Below are 16,575 nucleotides of genomic sequence, written 5' to 3'. Positions count from 1 at the left end.
GTAGGTCGCGGTGGGGCGGCCGGCGCGGCTGCTGCTGTTCACCGGTAAGGGAGGCGTCGGCAAGACCACCCTTGCCGCGGCCACGGGTGCCCGTCTCGCGGTCGGTGGACACAAGGTACTGGTCACTTCCGCCGACCCGGCCCACTCGCTCGGTGACGTGTTCGGCGTTCCGGTAGGCGACGAACCGTCCGAAGTGGATACCTGCCTGTACGCGACGCATGTGGACGCGCGTGGCCTCGCGGACCGGTCGTGGCGGTCCATCCGCCGCGAACTGCGCGCCGCGCTACCCGCACTGTCCGATGTGGACGCGGCCGAGCTGACCGTCCTCCCGGGCGTCGACGAGCTGCTGGCGCTGACCGAGATCGCGCGGCGCGCGGCGGAGGGGCCGTGGGAGGTCGTCGTCGTGGACTGCGGACCAACCGCGGAGACGTTGCGGCTGCTCGCGTTGCCGGAGGCGGTGCGCGGCTACCTGTCGCGTCTGTCGCTCGGCAGGCATCTCGCCGGGCTGGCGAACCACGTCGGCGAGCTGCGCGACCTGCTCGTCGACCCGGCGCGGACGTCCGTGCGGCTGGTCCTCACGCCGGAACGCATCGTCGTCGCCGAGACCCGGCGCACGCTCGCCGCCCTCGCGCTGCGCGGCATCCAGATCGACTCGCTGATCGCGAACCGCCTCGTCCCGCCCGCCCGCCGCTGGCACGGTCCGGCCGCCGGCTGGCTACGCGTCCGCCGCGCGGAACAGGAGGCGGTACTGTCCGAACTGGACGCGTCGATGACCCTGCCCATGCGGCGGGTCGAGCACCGGGCGACCGAACCCGTTGGCGTGCCGGCGTTGCTCGCGCTGGCGGAGGAGCTGTACGGCGGCGACGACCCACTCGGCTCGTCCGGTCGGTACGCCACGCCCCTGCTGTCGGTGCGCTCGGTCGACGGCGGATACGAGCTGACGGTGGCGCTACCGTTCACCGAAGGGTCCACAGTGGACCTGGTCAGGATCGGTGACGAGCTGGCGATCACCGTGGACGGTGTGCGACGACTGGTCGCACTGCCGGTGTTGTTGCGCCGACACGAGGTGACCGACGCGGTGACCGGCGAGAGCGGGCTGGTGTTGCGCTTCGAGGCGGGAGGAGCAGGGTGATGCCGCGGGGTATGTGGGTGGTGCGGTGTCGCGTGCCCGACGAGCCTGGTGGGAGGTCGTCGTGAGTGCTGAGGGGACCCGGTTGGTCGAGGAGCTGCTGCTCCTGGTCGAGGCCGTCGCCGATCGGGCCGGCCCCTGGCTGGACCGGGTCGCGGACTCGAACGAGGGTGGTTCCTGTTCGTGGTGCCCGCTCTGCGCGGCGGTCGCGGTACTGCGCGGCGAGTCGAACGACCTGGCCGCGCGTGGGATGGACGGCGCGGCCGATCTCGTGGCGCTCCTGCGGGCGGTGCTCGCCGACCGGTGGGAACCCGGGGTCTCCCACATGCCGGGGTTCCGGCCCGACGACGAGCCGTCCACGCGTGTGCAGCACATCCCTGTCCGGCGGGAGCCTCGTTGAGGGCCAAGACGACGATCGGGGTGGACATCGGGGGGACGAGCGTGCGGGCCGGGGTGGTGGACCGGCACGGCAACGTCCTGGACACCGCGCGTGCGCCGACCCCGGCCGGTGAGTCGGCGCTCGAGGCGGCGATCGTGTCGGCCGTGTCCGGGCTCGCGGTGCGGCACCGCGTCACCGGGGTCGGGCTCGCGGTCGCCGGTTTCGTGACCACCGACCGGCGCTCGGTCATGTTCGCGCCGCACCTCGCGTGGCGGCACGCCCCCGTCGCCGACCGGATCTCCCAGCGGCTCAAACTGCCCGTGGTGCTGGAACACGACGCGAACGCGGCCGTGCTGGGCGAGCACCGGTTCGGCGCGGCGCGGGGAGCGAAGGTCGTGCTGCTGGTGGCGATCGGCACGGGCATCGGAGCCGGGTTGCTGATCGACGGCGAGCTGTACCGCGGCGCGCACGGCGTCGCCCCGGAGCTGGGACACCTGCGGCTCGTGCCAGGCGGACGTGCGTGCCCGTGTGGCAAGCAGGGCTGTTGGGAGCGGTACTGCAGCGGCACGGCCCTGAGCGCGACCGCGATCGAACTGCTGGCCCGCCACCCTGGCCGTTCGACGGTGCTGCTCCGTGACTCGGTGGACGCACGCGCGATCACCGGCCGCAAGGTCGCGGCCGCCGCGCGTGAGGGCGATCCGCTTGCACAGCAGGCGATGTCCGAGCTGGCCCGCTGGCTCGGCGAGGGACTGGCGATGGCGGCGGACATCTACGACCCGGAGGTCGTGGTGATCGGCGGCGGCGTCTCGGAGTCGGCCCCGCTCTTCCTCGACGACGCACGGGACCACTACAAGAAGGCGATCACCGGTGCCGGCTACCGCCCTCTGGCCCGCATCCGCACAGCCCAACTCGGCGACGACGCGGCACTGGTAGGCGCGGCATCCCTGGCAGCGGACACCTGCTGAACCGCGAGGTCAGAGCTGGGCGCCGTCGTCTCGGCCGTTCGGGTCCTTCGGGTGCTGGCGGACGCGGAGCAGGAGCATGCCGCCGCCGCTCGTGATGGACAGCAGCGCGATCGGGGTGGCGATGCGGGCGTCCAGGCCGACCAGTGTCGGGACGATCAACAGGACCACGCCGACCACGATCAGGACCAACGCCACGATCGTCAGCGGGCGCAGCTTGGGCAGCGGGGGCGGCTCTGGCGGGACGTAGTGCTCGTCGTCCGTGTTCCACGACCAGTCCCACTCCGCGTCGTGCCCGCGCCATGACTGGAGCGGCTCCGACGTTCGCGACGGCGGCCGGTCGCCGGCCGTCGGGGTGGGCGAGCCGTGGGTACGCGGGTCCTCGGCGATCGGTATCTCGCCGGTGTCCGTAAGGTCGTCCAGGTCCGGAATGGTCCGGCCGACACCCTCGCGTTCCAGGTCCGCCACGATCTCGGCGAACGCGGCATCTACGTCGTCAGGCCGGTCGGACACCCAGGCCTCCTCGTCACGGGCCAGCGGACACGGTGCTCAAGGCCATGGTCGCACGAACTGAGCCGTCCATGGCCGGATCTGTCTCCCTATGTTTACGCGTTGGGTACGGTGGACGGTTGGAAGAGTTAGACCTGTTACATGTTCCGACATTCGGGTGGCGAAGCATTGTGCGTGGTGGCCACCCTGCCTACGCTCGACAAACGCGTGCGCAAGCAGAGAGGGAGGCGCGGGGAGCGGTGCTGTACTTCCTGATGAAGTGGGTGTTCCTGGGACCGCTGCTCAGACTGGTCTTCCGGCCTCACGTCGAGGGCGTCGAGCACATACCGGAGAAGGGTGGCGCGCTGCTGGCCAGCAACCACCTCGCCGTCGCGGACTCGTTCTTCCTCCCGCTGATGCTCTCCCGCCGCGTCACGTTCCCCGCCAAGCTCGAGTACTTCACCCAGCCCGGCGTCAAGGGCCGTCTCAAGAAGTGGTTCTTCACCGGCATGGGCCAGATCCCCATCGACCGCTCCGGCGGCGCGGCCGCGCAGGCCGCGCTCGACACGGGTATCCGGTTGCTCCGCGAGGGCCACCTGCTCGGCATCTACCCGGAGGGCACGCGTTCCCCCGACGGGCGGCTCTACAAGGGCAAGACCGGCCTCGCCCGTATGGTCCTGGAGTCCCGCGTCCCCGTCATCCCGGTCGCCATGTTCGGCACCGACAAGGCCAACCCCATCGGCTCGAAGATGTGGCGGCCGCACAAGATCCGCATCAAGATCGGCGAGCCGCTGGACTTCTCGCGCTACGAGGGCCTCGCAGGCGACCGGTTCGTCGAGCGGTCCATCACCGACGAGATCATGTACGCGCTGATGGAGCTGTCGGGCCAGGAGTATGTGGACATCTACGCGGCCAAGGCCAAGGAGATGCTGGCGGAGAACGGGCTCGAACTGCCCACACAGGAGCGGCGCACGGCCCGTGAGGCCGACCGGATCCCCGAGACCGAGGCCGGCTGAATAGGCTGCCTCGGTGCGGTACTTCTACGACACCGAATTCATTGAGGACGGAAAGAGCATCGACCTGGTTTCGATCGGTGTCGTTGACGAGCAGGGCCGCGAGTTCTACGCGGTGTCCACAGAGTTCGACCCGGACCGGGCGGGACAGTGGGTCCGCGAGCACGTGCTCGACAAGCTGCCATCGCCGTCCGACCCGGCCTGGTGCGACCGCGCCACCATACGAGCGCGGCTGATGAAGTTCTTCAACCGCGGTGGACGGGTCGAGCTGTGGGCGTGGTTCGCCGCGTACGACCACGTGGCGCTCGCCCAGCTGTGGGGTGACATGCCGGCGCTGCCGCGCGAGCTACCGCGCTTCACGCGCGAGCTGCGGCAGCGCTGGGAGGACGTCGGCAAGCCCACGCTGCCGCCTCCGCCGAGCGACGCGCACGACGCGCTCGCCGACGCTCGACACAACCTCGAGCGCTGGCGAATCATCGAGGCGGAGCGGGTAAAGCGAGGGTTTCCCGTAAGTTAGACAGGGGTGCCTTGCTGCACCGATCAAGAAGATGGCACGCTACGTGGCTGACTACACCAGAACAGGCCTCGAGTACCAGCGGCCGGATGGAGGATCAGAGCATGCGTGTCGGATTGCTCACAGGTGGCGGTGACTGCCCAGGACTGAACGCGGTCATCCGCGCCGTGGTCCGCAAGGGCATCGAGGCACACGGCTGGGAGACCGTCGGCTTCCGTAACGGCTGGCAGGGCCCGATCGAGGGCCTGGTCAAGCCGATCGGGCTGAACGACGTCGAGGACATCCTGACCCGGGGCGGCACGATCCTCGGCTCCTCGCGCACCAACCCGTACAAGGTCGACGGCGGCGTCGACAAGATCAAGGCGACGCTCGCCAAGCACGGCGTCGACGCGCTGATCGCGATCGGCGGCGAGGACACCCTCGGGGTCGCCAAGCGGCTCACGGACGACGGCGTCGGCGTGGTCGGCGTGCCGAAGACCATCGACAACGACCTCGGTGCCACGGACTACACGTTCGGCTTCGACACCGCCGTGCACATCGCGACCGAAGCCATCGACCGGCTGCGCACCACCGCCGAGTCGCACCACCGCGCGCTCGTCATCGAGGTCATGGGCCGCCACGCCGGCTGGATCGCGCTGCACTCCGGGCTCGCGGGCGGCGCGAACGTGATCCTGGTGCCGGAGCGGCACTTCAACGTCGACCAGGTCGTCGACTGGGTGAAGCGGCGGTTCGAGCGCGAGTACGCGCCGGTCATCGTGGTCGCCGAGGGCGCGTTGCCGGAGGGTGGCGAGGAGAAGCTGCTGACCGGTGAGAAGGACGCGTTCGGACACGTCCGTCTCGGCGGCATCGGCAACTGGCTGGCCGAGGAGATCGCGGAGCGGACCGGCAAGGAGTCCCGTGCGGTCGTGCTCGGCCACGTGCAGCGCGGCGGCACCCCGACCGCGTACGACCGGGTGCTCGCCACCCGCTTCGGCCTGCACGCGGTGGACGCCGTGCAGGACGGCGACTTCGGTGTGATGGTCGCGCTGCGCGGCACCGACATCGTGCGCGTGAAGCTGTCGGAGGCGACCGCCGAGCTGAAGACCGTGCCGCTGGAGCGGTATCAGGAAGCTGAGGCTTTCTTCGGCTGAGGACGGCTAAAGTTCCTCAGCATGGACGTTGAGGAGCTGCTGTGGGCCGGTGCGGACGCGCAGGCCGCCGCACTGCGTGCTGGTGACGTGTCCGCGCCGGACCTCCTCGAGGCGGTGCTCAACCGCCTCGACGCGGTCGACGACAAGCTGAACGCGTTCCGGACCGTCTGGGCCGACCAGGCGCGGGCGCAGGCGGTGGCGGCGCAGCAGCGGCTCGACGCGGGGGAGCGCACCCCCCTGCTGGGTGTGCCGATCGCGGTCAAGGACGACCTCGACGTGATCGGCGACGTCACGGGCATGGGCGGCCGGCCGCAGTTCGAGGCCGCCGAGGCGGACGCGCCGACGGTTGACCGGCTGCGGTCGGCAGGCGCCGTCCTCGTCGGCCACACACGCACGCCGGACCGGTGCCTGTGGCCGTTCACGGAGACGCTCACGTTCGGCGCCACCCGCAACCCGTGGCAGCTCGACCACACACCCGGCGGCTCGTCGGGTGGTTCGGCCGCCGCCGTCGCCGCGGGCATCGTCGGCGCCGCGACGGGCTCCGACGGCGGCGGGTCCATCCGGATCCCCGCGAACTTCACCGGCATCTACGGCCTGAAGACCACCCGTGACCTGATCAACATGGGCGACGAGGAGCACTGGACCGGGCTGGCCGTCGTCGGCCCGCTGGGGCGCCGGGTCGCGGACGCCGGCGCGATGATGGACGTGATCGCGGACGAGCCGGGCGGCTACCGCGACGCGGTCGACGCGGAGCCGGGCAAGCTGCGGATCGCACTGTCCCTGCGTGGCCCGCTCGGTCCGACGCCGATCGAGAAGCGGCGCAAGCAGGCCGTGCAGACGGTCGCGGACCGGCTCAGCGTGCTCGGCCACGAGGTGGTGCCGGCCGAGCCGCCGTTCGGCCCGACGGCGAGCCAGCAGTTCCTCGTCCGGTTCCTGCGCGGCGTTGCGGACGACGTGGCACAGCTGCCGCACCCGGAGTGGCTGGAACCACGCACCCGCCGCATCGCGGCCGCGGGCCGGCGCGTGCCGGAGCGGGTGTTCACCCGCATGCGCGCGGCGGAGGCCGGTCTACATGCGGCGATGGCGAAGTTCTTCTCCGACTTCGACGTGGTCCTCCAGCCGGGCTGGACGGCCCGCCAGCCGAGGATCGGCCGGTTCCACGGCGCGGGCGCCTCCCACACGCTCGCCGCGGTGTCGATGGGCATCGTGTTCTACCCGATCTGGAACGTGCTGGGCTACCCGGTGGCCGCGGTACCGGCCGGCTTCGACGACGCCGGCCTGCCGATGGGCGTGCAGCTGGCCGGCCCCGCCGGCGCGGAGAAGCGGCTGCTGTCGCTGTCCGGCCAGTACGAACGAGCCCACCCGTGGACGGCAAAGCGCCCCACCCTGTAACCCCCGGCCGGCCTCCGGCCCCCGGTTCCACGCTACGGCAGGGCACCGACATTTCCGGCCGCGGCGACCGGCCCCTGTGGACAACTCGCGTGCCCAACACCGAGAACGCGCGTGTCCAACAGTGTGGACCGGTGAGTTCGACAAATCAGGCGCGTGACTGATCTGTTGAACTCGCCTGTCGCCTGTGTTGGACACGCGGGTCTGGAGTGTTGGACACGCGGTGCGAAGTGCTGTTGTCGCCTCAGCGCAGCTGTTCGGCTATCTGCTCCAGGCCCTTTTTGATCATTTGTCCGTACTCGTCGTCGCCGAGTGCGCCGATCGTGGCCTGCGCTCGCTTGAGGTGCTCACGAGCGAGGTCCAGATCGCCCAGTTTGCGATGACACTCGCTCAGGTTCAGGTGCAGCGACGGGTACAGGCCGGCCACCGGAAGCGCGACGCCGGCCTCCGCGACCCGTGCGTCGGTCAGCAGGTCGGCGGCCGCCAGTGCCCGCTCATCCCAGACCAGCTCCTGACGTGCGTCGTCCTGCACGTCGGCCATCGCATGCGCGAGCGTGCACACGTGAAGGGGATCGCCCTGCTCGCCGCCGATCTCGTCCCAGATCTCCGCGAACAGGAGCCGGGCGGCATCCCGCTCGCCGCCGTGGCTGAGCTGCACCGCCTCACCGATCCGGATGAGCGTCGGGTCCATGATCATCGGCGACTCCTTCCCCCAGGTCATCTCGCGACGACCGGCAGCCCTATAGCGAGGAGCACCGACAGATCCGGCCATCAGGCAAGCGGTTCACCCGCCCAACCCGAGCGAAAGTCCCACTCATGCCGCCGGGGGCCCCCCGATTTCCAGCCTAGTGGTGGGGACCGACAGTCGCGGGCGGGACGGTGCGTGGTTGTGGACAACTGGGGTGGCTGTGGACAACCGCGGCCTTGAGCAGCGGGAATGTCGGTGGCACACCGTAGGCTGGATTCCGGGGGCCGGAGGGCGCCCTCAGCCCTGCCACGGGGGTTTGGCCCAGTCCCAGGTCGGCATGTCCTCCGGGGCCGGGTTCTCCATGCCCGGCGCCGAGAAGATCACCGCCAGTCGGCTGCCCCACTCCAGGTAGCCGACGAAGGATGCGCGGAACTCCGGGTCACTCGGCAGGCCCACCTCGTCCGCCGTGTCCTGCAGGAGGGTCACCCACCGGCGTCGCTGCTCCTCGGTGATGCCGCGGCCGAGGTGGCGGGAGATCATGTGCGTGTGCCCGCCGCGTGTGGTCGAGTACGTCTTCGGGCCGCCGAACACCTCGCCCACCCACGCCGCCACGTGCTGGGCGTGGCCCGGGTCCATGTGCGCGAACACCGGCGCCAGCAGTGGGTCGTCCGGCACCTTCTCGTAGAAGCGGGTGAAGAGTTTCTCGAGTGCGGGCGCGCCGCCCAGCCACTCGTAAAGCGTTGGCATGCAGCCCAAGGAACCACGGGAAGGTGAAGCGATCAAGAACGGTCCGCTGTCGGCTGAAACCGGGCCGACGCGCCCGGCTACCCTGGTGCTGTGAACTGGACCGTTGACGTGCCGGTGGACACGCTGCCCGAGCTTCCGCCGTTGCCGCCGTCACTGCGCGCACGCCTCGACGACGCCCTGTCGCGGCCGGCGGCGCAGCAGCCCGAGTGGCCCGACACCGAGCAAGTGCGTCAGGTGCGCACCCTCCTGGAGAGCGTGCCGCCGGTCACCGTGCCGAACGAGATCGACCGGCTTGGCGACAAGCTCGCCGAGGTGGCCCGCGGTGAGGCGTTCCTGCTGCAGGGCGGGGACTGCGCCGAGACCTTCGTCGACAACACCGAGCCGCACATCCGCGGCAACATCCGCACGCTGCTGCAGATGGCCGTGGTGCTGACCTACGGCGCGAGCCTTCCGGTCGTGAAGGTCGGGCGCATCGCCGGCCAGTACGCCAAGCCGCGCTCCAACAACATCGACTCGCTCGGCCTGCCGGTCTACCGGGGCGACATCATCAACTCGCTCGTGAAGACCCCCGAGGCCCGCGTGCCGGACCCCAGCCGCATGATCCGCGCGTACGCCAACGCGGGCGCCGCGATGAACCTCGTGCGCGCGCTGACCGCGGCCGGCATGGCGGACCTGTCGAAGGTCCACGAGTGGAACAAGGACTTCGTCAGCAACTCGGCCGCCGGTGAGCGGTACGAGGCGCTGGCCACCGAGATCGACCGCGGCCTGCGGTTCATGTCGGCATGCGGTGTCGAGGACTCGTCGCTGCACTCGACGGAGATCTTCGCGAGCCACGAGGCGCTGCTGCTGGACTACGAGCGCGCCATGCTCCGCCTCGACACCCGCCAGGCCGACCCTCGGCTGTACAACCTGTCGGCGCACTTCCTGTGGATCGGGGAGCGGACCCGCCAGCTCGACGGCGCGCACATCGCGTTCGCGGAGCTGCTGTCCAACCCGATCGGCGTGAAGATCGGTCCGACCACCACGCCCGAGATGGCCGTCGAGTACGTGGAACGCCTCGACCCGCACAACACGCCCGGCCGGCTCACGCTGATCAGCCGCATGGGCAACGGCAAGGTCCGCGACTGCCTGCCGCCGATCATCGAGAAGGTGCAGGCCTCCGGGCACCAGGTCATCTGGCAGTGCGACCCCATGCACGGCAACACGCACGAGTCGCCCACCGGCTACAAGACCCGCCACTTCGACCGAATCGTGGACGAGGTCCAGGGCTTCTTCGAGGTGCACCGCCGCCTCGGCACCCACCCCGGCGGCATCCACGTCGAGCTGACGGGCGAGGACGTCACCGAGTGCCTCGGCGGCGCGCAGGACATCTCGGACGAGGACCTGAACAGCCGCTACGAGACGGCCTGCGACCCGAGGCTCAACACCCAGCAGTCGCTGGAACTGGCGTTCCTGGTCGCGGAAATGCTCCGCAGCTGAGCGATGAGAAGGCCGGTCCACGGACCGGCTTTCTCGCGACCCTAGAAAAACGAACGTTCATTCATTATCGTTGTCGCATGCGGACGGCCAGCAGAACAGCCGAGCACGTCGCCCTCTTTCGTGCGTTGGAGAGTCGGCGGCGTGACCGGCTCTTCGTCGACGACTACGCCGTGCGCTTCCTCCCCGCGCGTTACCGGTGGCTGGTGCGGGTCGCCGCGATGCCGCCGGTGGGGCACCGCATCGCCGGGTTGATCGACCATCGCTATCCCGGGGGTCCTCGCATGTCGGCGGTCGCCCGTACGCGGCTGATCGACGATCTCCTCGCCGAGGCCGAGCCGGAGCAGGTCCTGCTGCTCGGCGCCGGCTACGACAGCCGGGCTCACCGCATCCCGCGCATGCCCACCACCTACGAGGTCGATCACCCCGCCACCCAGCGCGCCAAGCGGCAGCGCATCGCCGACCGCGCGCACGTCCACTACGTTCCGGTCGACCTCAACGAGGAGCGCCTCGCTCACGCCCTCCAACGCGCCGCCTTTCCCAGGAAGCGCACCGCGGTCATCTGGGAGGGCGTCACCAACTACCTCACCGAGCAGGCCGTCGACGCGACCCTGCGGGACCTCGTCACGACCACCGCCCAAGGCAGCACGGTCATCCTCACCTACGTCGACCGCGCGGCGCTGGGTGCTGACACGACCTGGCACCAGGAGGTCGCGAAGGTCGGCGAGCCATGGACATTCGGCCTCGACCCGGTCGAGGTGCCGGGCTACCTCGCCGAGCACGGGCTCGACGTGCGTGGCGACCTGTCGACGAAGGAGGCCGCCGTCCGCTACGACCGGCCGGACGAGCCGGCCGCCGAGTTCTACCGCGTCGCGTGGGCGGTGGTCCGCTAGATGCCAAGGGTCAGCGACGAACACCTCGCGAACCGCAGGCGGCAGATCCTCGACGCGGCCGCGAACTGCTTTGCCCGCAACGGTTTCCACCGGACGTCGATGCAGGACATCGTCAAGGAGTCCGGCCTGTCCGCCGGGCTCATCTACCGGTACTTCACCGGCAAGGACGACATGATCGTCGCGATCGTCGAGGAGCGGCACGCGCGGCGCGCGGCCATGGATCTCGTTGGCGACTATCCCGAGCTGCTGCGGGAGATCGCCGGTCCGGAGGCCGCGCGGGAACGGAACCTCACCATGCAGGCGTGGGCGGAGACGATCCGCGACCCGAGGATCCGCGCGCTGGCGCGGGACGGCGTGGACGGCCCCGTGAAAGCTCTCGCAGGCACCGCGCCGGAGAGCATGGTCCGCGTGTTCATCGCCATCTACCAGGGGCTGCTGCTGCAGGCGTCGTGGGACGAGGACCTGGACGTCGAGGCGTTCGTGGCGTCAGTTCGCGAGCTCGTGGAGCGTCGTGCATGACTTGCTGATCGCGTTCGCCAGCACGTCGATGTCCGGCACCGCGTCGCGATCCGCCTGCAGTCCGATGTGGACGGTGTCGCGGTACGGGGAGATCGCCACGCCCAGCGCGTGGCCGGGGGCGAGTGGGCCGAAAGGATAGATCTCGTCGAGTGGTGCGCCGTCGATCGTGAGCGGTACGGCGGGCAGTGGCACGTTCGTCACCACCGTGTCGAACAGCAGCGGCGCCGCGATCCCCACCGGTCCCGTGCACAGCCGGTGCACCGGCGACGGCAGGAGGTTGGCCAGGATCGGCAGCGTCCCGGCGCCACGGCTCGGGCCGGCCGCCTTGTTCGCGTTCATGGCCGCACACACGGCACGCAGGCGCTCGACCGGATCCGCGAGGCTCACCGGCAGGTCGCACAGGAAGCCGGACAGCTGGTTGCCGCCCGCGCCACCCCGGGCCCGCGTGTTCACCGGGATCAGCGCGCGTGGCGTGCGCCCGTCCACTTGCGCGTCACGCGACCGCAGCCACTCCCGCAGCCCACCGGCGAGTACCGCGAGCACCACGTCGTTCGTGGTGCCGCCGTGCTGGCGGCGGATCTGCCGCACGTCCGCGAGGTCGAGACGGACGAACGCCACCCGCCGCGCCGTGCCGCCAGAAGCGAGCAGCGCCGGCACCGGTGGCCTGCGCACCGCCCTGGCGACCGCACCGGCCATGGCCGCCGTCTCACCGAGGTCGTACCGGGGTGGCGAGGCGGACCGGACCGGCGGCATGCCGCCGTCGAGCAGCGCACCGGCCAGCGCGACCGCGCCCGCGCCGTCCGCGAGCGAGTGGTGCAGCTTCACGAGCACCGCGAACCGGTCGTCCGGCAGGCCGGTGACCACGTGCACGTCCCACGGCGGCCTGGACAGGTCCAGCGGGGTCGCGAGCCAGCCCGCGACGTACGCGTCGAACGTGCGCCGGTCACGCACCTCGAAGCCGCGCACGTGTGCCGCGGGGTCGAAGTCCGACGCAGGCCACCAGGACGGAAGCCAACTCCCCGCGACCCGAAGCGCCGGTAACCGGGCCGCCCGTTCGGCCAGGAGCGTCCGCAGGCGTTCCTGCGGCACCGGTCCCGCGAAGACGGCGACCGCGCCGAGGTGCATCGGCCGTGTCCGCGTCTCGAGGCTCAGGAACGCCGCGTCCAACCCGCTCAGTCGACCCATGGCTCCACTTCACCAGCGTCGCGTGACCAGAGCGTTACGTGCGTGCGAAGCCGGGGCATCTCACTCGTTGGCGCAGGTCAGAATGGGAACACCGCCACCGTCACCCGTCCGCCCGGCTCGATCCGGCTGTTCGGACTCGGGCTCTGGTTGAACACGCGCCCGTTGCGGCCCCCGACGACGGACTGGACGTCGATCTTCAACCCGAGCTCCTCGAGCTGGTCCTCTGCCTCCTCGACGGTCTTACCGCTCAGGTCCGGCACGGTGACCGCGTTCGACAGGATCACGACGATCTTCCGGTCGTCGCCGGCGGGTGTCGTGCCGGCCTTCGGGTCGGTGCGGATCACCCGGCCGCCCTCGATGTCCGCGTCGAACTCGGCCTTGCCCTCCTCCGGTTCGAAGCCGAGCTCCTGAAGATCCTGGAACGCATCGTCGCGGGTCTTGTTCCGCAGGTCCGGCACGGGCTTGGGCTCACGGCCCTTGCTGATGATGATGACGACCCGGCTGCCGATGTCGAGCTCGGTGCCCGGCTGCGGGTTGGTCGTGATGACCTTGCCCTTCTCGACGTCGTCGTCGAACTTGTTCTGGCCGTCGTCGACGTCCGCGATCAGTTCCTGGCCCTCGATCAGCCTCCTGGCCTCGGCCTCGTCGAGGCCCGCCTGCACGTTCGGCACCGTCGGCTTGCCAACCGACACGACGAGCGTGACCGGGTCGCCCCGCAGGATCTTCGCGCCCTCGGCGGGCTCGGTGCCGATCACGGTGCCGGCCGGCACCGTGTTGTCGAGCTTGTTCTTCTTCGTCGGGTTGAGGTCGTTGGCCCGCAGGATCTCCTGGGCCTCGACGCTGGTCTTGCCCGCGACGGCCGGCACCTCGCGGTAGCGGCCGGAGGTGAACCACCAGGTGCTGGCACCGATCAGCCCCACCAGCACCGTGCCGACGATGGTCAACAGCGCGATGCGGGCGGTCCGGTTCTTCGGCGGGGGCGCCGGCCTCGGCCGGTTCGGCCGGGGGCCTGACGGGCCAGGCGGACGTTGTGTGGGCAGACCACCGGACGGCGGGCCCGCGGGCGCCACGAACTCGGTAGCGGCGTTGGCCCGGTCGAGGTCGGTGCGCAGCATCGCGCGGGTGCCCTGCGGTCCGATGGGCCGGAATCCGGCCGGTGCGGGCCGCACGATGGTGGCGTTCGCGACGGCAGGCGCCGCGGCCGCGGGTGGTGCGTTGGCGATGGTCTGCTCGGCGACGCTCACGCCGCCCGCCGCTGACATCTCCACGGGGGACACCGGGATGGTGCGGTCGGCGACGGCCGGTGTGGGCACCGGCACGGGCACGCGCTGGACGCCGAGCATCATCCGCAGCTTCTGCACCTCGGACAGGAACGCGGCGCCGTCCTGCGGGCGCACCTCCTGGTCGCGCCTGGTCGCCCGGACCACGAGGTCGTCGAGCTCCCGGGGGATGCCGGGCACGATCGTCGACGGGGCTGGAACGTCGTCGTTGACGTGCCGGTAGGCGACCGAGATGGCGCTGTCACCCGTGTACGGGGCGGCGCCGGTCAGCATCTCGAACAGCACGATGCCGGCCGAGTACACGTCGCCCGGCGCGCTCGCTGCACCGGTCGTGACCTGCTCGGGGGAGAGGTACGCGACGGTGCCGAGGATCACGCTGGCGCTCGTGGTCCCCGCGCTGTGCACGGCTCTGACCAGGCCGAAGTCGCCGACCTTGACGACCGAGCCGCTCTCGCCGCCGTGACCGACGAGCACGTTCTCCGGCTTGACGTCGCGGTGCACGAGCCCGGCCCGGTGGGCGGCCGCGAGCGCGCCGAGCACCGGCTCCATGATCGCGAGCGTGGTCGGCACGTCGAGCGCGCCACGCTCGTTGATCACGTCCCGCAGCGTGCCGCCGTCGACCAGCTCCATGACCAGGTAGACCAGATCGCCGCCCGCTGACCGGTCGACACCCTGGTCGTGCACGGCGACCACGTTGGGGTGGTGGATCTTGGCCGCGGACCGCGCCTCCCGCTCGAAGCGGTCGACGAAGTTGCGGTCGTCCGCGAACCGCGCGTCCATCACCTTGATCGCGACCCGGCGATCGAGCCGGGTGTCCAACCCGCGGTAGACCGAGGACATGCCACCGCGGGCGAGCAGCGCGTCGACCCGGTACCGCTGCTCCAGCAGCGCCCCGATCAAGCCGACTCCCCTTTCGTCCACGCCCGTGATGGTACGGAGCCTCGCCCGACCGTGTGGCGAAGCGGTCGATTTGAGACATCAACCCCGCAGGTATGACCAGTGACGGAAATTGATGTGCACGGACACGCCGCACCTGTGGCATCGTTTGCGTGTGAGCGCGATCCCCTTCGCCGACGACGTACTGGGTCCCGAGGTCGAGGTCCTGCCGCTGCCGCTGGTGGCTGACCGGTTGGGACTACCGGTCAACAAGGTGCGGCAGGCGTTGCGGGACGGCCAACTGCTCGCCGTCCGCAGGGACGGACAGCTGGCCGTGCCGACGCCGTTCCTCACCGACGACGGCCAGATCGTCAAGGGCCTGCCGGGCACGATCACCGTGCTCGACGACGCCGGCTTCGCCCCGGAGGACATGCTCCGCTGGCTCTTCGAGCCGGACGAGACCCTGCCGGGCGGCACCCCGATCGAGGCACTACGAGCCACCGGCGGCCGCGAGGTGAAGCGGCGCGCTCAGGCGTTGGCTTTCTGAGCGGAGCTTGCGGAGCGAGTGTCGCTGTTGGCGGAGCCCGCGGCTGAGTGCTGCTTCGTGAGGGCGTCCAGGTATCGCCGTCGCCCGGCGTCGGTGCCCGCGTGCACGAACCCCATGAGGAACGCGAGCCGTGCCACGGCGCGCCCGCGACGCGTCGGCGCGGCACGCATGGCCAGCCGGCGCGCGACCCGTGCCGAGCGAACAGGTGCCGTCCACCCACCGACGAGGGTGGCCAGCCAGGTGACGGCCAGGAACACCCCCGCCCACCCGAGTGACACCCACCCGAAGCCGAACGGCACCCACCCGGCGGCCGCGGCACCACCAGCGCCCAGAGCGAGCACCCCGGTGCGGGCCAGTTCCGCACCACCGGCGGGCCCTTCGGTGAACGACGCCCAACACCCGCACGACGCCCCGCGCCGCACGGCCACCACGACGAAGCCGAGAAACCCGACGAACGTGCCGGCGACGGCCATCCCGACCAGCGGGCCACCGACCCCGACGATCGCCGCGGCCAACACCAGCTCCCACACACCGAGCAGCCGCCCGAGCCGGCGCAACACGACGGTGTTGAACCGACCCTGACCGAAGACACGCCGAAGCGCCCCGGCCACATGACCGGGACGCCACACCTTGGGCAACCCCGCGCTGCCGAGAAGCACCGCCAACGCGAGCGCGATTCCTTGCGCCACAAGAACTCCCACCGGTCGGCCGCCGGCCCCCGATCACCACGCTACCGGACCGCACCGACGATCCCGGGCTCGTTCGCGAGGACCTGTGGACAACCAGGTGCCTTGTGGACAACCAGGTCGTAACCGATCTTCGCGGACCGTCGGTGTCGGTGCTCTGCCGTAGGCTGGAAACCGGGGGCCGGAGGCCAAGCCAACCAAGGTCGATGCCCCGAAAGGGGCGCTCAGGACGCTCACCGAGCCATCATCGGCGGCGGCCACGAAGCGCCGATGTCCCGAGGGTGCCCCTGAGGGCGTTGAACCGCGAGCGCCCGCGATCCGGCCGCAGTGGCGGGCCGACCGCCTCCATCTGTGACCGGCCCCGAAGGTGCCCTTCAGGACGCTCCGACCTGTGGGCCGGGTGTCCTTCGAGACGCTCAACGTCTTGAGGGTGCCCTCAGGACGTTCGGGCCTGCATGGTCGGTGCCCTTCGGGAACATTCAGCCCAGATCCACCGATGATCATGCTGCCCGTGCGCCGTTCTGTGGATCCGGCGGGCGGAGCCCGCTTCGCGGGCGGCGTCCATCAACGCACCCTCACGTCGCGCTGGCCGCGCACGAACAGCGTGTTCACGCCACAGGCGGTGTCCCGAAAGACGCGCTCATGTCGTTGAACGTCCCGATCGCGTCGTTCA

At 70.7% G+C, this 16,575-nt stretch carries 17 protein-coding genes; 11 read left to right on the top strand and 6 right to left on the bottom strand.

The annotated features are described in order from the left end of the window. Window positions 1–10 precede the first annotated feature (10 nt). From VF106_RS25310 to VF106_RS25300, 3 genes are all read left to right on the top strand, one after another. Window positions 11–1,132 carry an ArsA family ATPase gene (locus VF106_RS25310; protein ID WP_330842321.1) on the top strand — a complete coding sequence of 374 codons (1,122 nt, stop codon included), beginning with the start codon at window positions 11–13 and terminating at the stop codon, window positions 1,130–1,132. A gap of 61 nt (window positions 1,133–1,193) precedes the next feature. Next, a complete protein-coding gene (locus VF106_RS25305) occupies window positions 1,194–1,529 on the top strand; it encodes a hypothetical protein (RefSeq protein WP_330842320.1) in 336 nt (111 codons plus the stop codon). Window positions 1,530–1,549: 20 nt separating this feature from the next. Next, window positions 1,550–2,473, top strand: a complete 924-nt coding sequence (locus tag VF106_RS25300) for an ROK family glucokinase (protein WP_330842341.1) — start codon at window positions 1,550–1,552, stop codon at window positions 2,471–2,473. Window positions 2,474–2,482: 9 nt separating this feature from the next. Here VF106_RS25300 and VF106_RS25295 read toward each other — a convergent pair whose 3' ends face one another. Next, on the bottom strand, window positions 2,483–2,983 hold the full coding sequence (locus VF106_RS25295; protein WP_330842319.1) for a hypothetical protein: 501 nt from the start codon (window positions 2,981–2,983) through the stop codon (window positions 2,483–2,485). A 236-nt stretch (window positions 2,984–3,219) separates the two neighbouring features. Here VF106_RS25295 and VF106_RS25290 point away from each other — a divergent pair, with 236 nt between their 5' ends. The 4 genes from VF106_RS25290 (at window position 3,220) to VF106_RS25275 (ending at window position 7,008) form a co-directional block, all read left to right on the top strand. Next, on the top strand, window positions 3,220–3,975 hold the full coding sequence (locus tag VF106_RS25290; protein WP_330842318.1) for a lysophospholipid acyltransferase family protein: 756 nt from the start codon (window positions 3,220–3,222) through the stop codon (window positions 3,973–3,975). Window positions 3,976–3,988: 13 nt separating this feature from the next. Beyond that, window positions 3,989–4,489, top strand: a complete 501-nt coding sequence (locus VF106_RS25285) for a polyadenylate-specific 3'-exoribonuclease AS (RefSeq protein ID WP_330842317.1) — start codon at window positions 3,989–3,991, stop codon at window positions 4,487–4,489. A gap of 101 nt (window positions 4,490–4,590) precedes the next feature. Beyond that, window positions 4,591–5,616 (top strand): 6-phosphofructokinase, encoded by a 1,026-nt coding sequence (locus VF106_RS25280; RefSeq protein ID WP_330842316.1) that lies wholly within the window; start codon window positions 4,591–4,593, stop codon window positions 5,614–5,616. A gap of 21 nt (window positions 5,617–5,637) precedes the next feature. Beyond that, complete coding sequence (locus VF106_RS25275; protein WP_330842315.1) at window positions 5,638–7,008, top strand: amidase family protein; 1,371 nt, start codon at window positions 5,638–5,640, stop codon at window positions 7,006–7,008. A gap of 241 nt (window positions 7,009–7,249) precedes the next feature. Here the strand turns inward: VF106_RS25275 and VF106_RS25270 are convergent, their stop codons facing one another. Both VF106_RS25270 and VF106_RS25265 read right to left on the bottom strand, forming a co-directional pair. Then, on the bottom strand, window positions 7,250–7,702 hold the full coding sequence (locus VF106_RS25270; RefSeq protein ID WP_330842314.1) for a hypothetical protein: 453 nt from the start codon (window positions 7,700–7,702) through the stop codon (window positions 7,250–7,252). A 288-nt stretch (window positions 7,703–7,990) separates the two neighbouring features. After that, window positions 7,991–8,440 (bottom strand): group II truncated hemoglobin, encoded by a 450-nt coding sequence (locus VF106_RS25265; protein ID WP_330842313.1) that lies wholly within the window; start codon window positions 8,438–8,440, stop codon window positions 7,991–7,993. Between the two features lie 90 nt (window positions 8,441–8,530). Between VF106_RS25265 and VF106_RS25260 the strand changes: the two genes are divergently transcribed. The 3 genes from VF106_RS25260 (at window position 8,531) to VF106_RS25250 (ending at window position 11,328) form a co-directional block, all read left to right on the top strand. Then, the gene (locus tag VF106_RS25260) at window positions 8,531–9,919 is read left to right on the top strand and encodes a class II 3-deoxy-7-phosphoheptulonate synthase (RefSeq protein WP_330842312.1); all 1,389 of its coding nucleotides are present in this window, start codon (window positions 8,531–8,533) and stop codon (window positions 9,917–9,919) included. Window positions 9,920–9,996: 77 nt separating this feature from the next. After that, the gene (locus tag VF106_RS25255; RefSeq protein WP_330842311.1) at window positions 9,997–10,809 is read left to right on the top strand and encodes a class I SAM-dependent methyltransferase; all 813 of its coding nucleotides are present in this window, start codon (window positions 9,997–9,999) and stop codon (window positions 10,807–10,809) included. Beyond that, complete coding sequence (locus VF106_RS25250; protein ID WP_330842310.1) at window positions 10,810–11,328, top strand: TetR/AcrR family transcriptional regulator; 519 nt, start codon at window positions 10,810–10,812, stop codon at window positions 11,326–11,328. It begins immediately after the preceding gene. Here VF106_RS25250 and VF106_RS25245 read toward each other — a convergent pair. Further along, the gene (locus VF106_RS25245) at window positions 11,296–12,513 is read right to left on the bottom strand and encodes a wax ester/triacylglycerol synthase domain-containing protein (RefSeq protein ID WP_330842309.1); all 1,218 of its coding nucleotides are present in this window, start codon (window positions 12,511–12,513) and stop codon (window positions 11,296–11,298) included. The two genes, VF106_RS25250 and VF106_RS25245, sit on opposite strands and share 33 nt — an antisense overlap. A gap of 77 nt (window positions 12,514–12,590) precedes the next feature. Then, window positions 12,591–14,714 carry a PASTA domain-containing protein gene (locus VF106_RS25240; RefSeq protein ID WP_330842308.1) on the bottom strand — a complete coding sequence of 708 codons (2,124 nt, stop codon included), beginning with the start codon at window positions 14,712–14,714 and terminating at the stop codon, window positions 12,591–12,593. A 130-nt stretch (window positions 14,715–14,844) separates the two neighbouring features. Between VF106_RS25240 and VF106_RS25235 the strand changes: the two genes are divergently transcribed. After that, a complete protein-coding gene (locus VF106_RS25235) occupies window positions 14,845–15,216 on the top strand; it encodes an Rv2175c family DNA-binding protein (RefSeq protein ID WP_330842307.1) in 372 nt (123 codons plus the stop codon). Here VF106_RS25235 and VF106_RS25230 read toward each other — a convergent pair. Continuing rightward, entirely contained in the window at window positions 15,198–15,905 is a 708-nt protein-coding gene (locus tag VF106_RS25230) for a MauE/DoxX family redox-associated membrane protein (protein WP_330842306.1), read from the bottom strand. The genes VF106_RS25235 and VF106_RS25230 overlap by 19 nt on opposite strands. Window positions 15,906–16,575 lie beyond the last annotated feature (670 nt).

The organism is Actinophytocola sp., assembly GCF_036378875.1.
Taxonomy (GTDB): Bacteria; Actinomycetota; Actinomycetes; order Mycobacteriales; family Pseudonocardiaceae; genus Actinophytocola.
Note: the sequence above shows the minus strand (reverse complement) of the source record. Positions and strands in the feature narration are given on the sequence as shown.

Bases quoted from the DNA above. Each gene is read 5' to 3' on its own strand.
- VF106_RS25250 (WP_330842310.1), top strand. From the start codon at position 10,810: ATGCCAAGGGTCAGCGACGAACACCTCGCGAACCGCAGGCGGCAGATC.
- VF106_RS25280 (WP_330842316.1), top strand. From the start codon at position 4,591: ATGCGTGTCGGATTGCTCACAGGTGGCGGTGACTGCCCAGGACTGAAC.
- VF106_RS25270 (WP_330842314.1), bottom strand. From the start codon at position 7,702: ATGATCATGGACCCGACGCTCATCCGGATCGGTGAGGCGGTGCAGCTC.
- VF106_RS25245 (WP_330842309.1), bottom strand. From the start codon at position 12,513: ATGGGTCGACTGAGCGGGTTGGACGCGGCGTTCCTGAGCCTCGAGACG.
- VF106_RS25265 (WP_330842313.1), bottom strand. From the start codon at position 8,440: ATGCCAACGCTTTACGAGTGGCTGGGCGGCGCGCCCGCACTCGAGAAA.
- VF106_RS25275 (WP_330842315.1), top strand. From the start codon at position 5,638: ATGGACGTTGAGGAGCTGCTGTGGGCCGGTGCGGACGCGCAGGCCGCC.
- VF106_RS25255 (WP_330842311.1), top strand. From the start codon at position 9,997: ATGCGGACGGCCAGCAGAACAGCCGAGCACGTCGCCCTCTTTCGTGCG.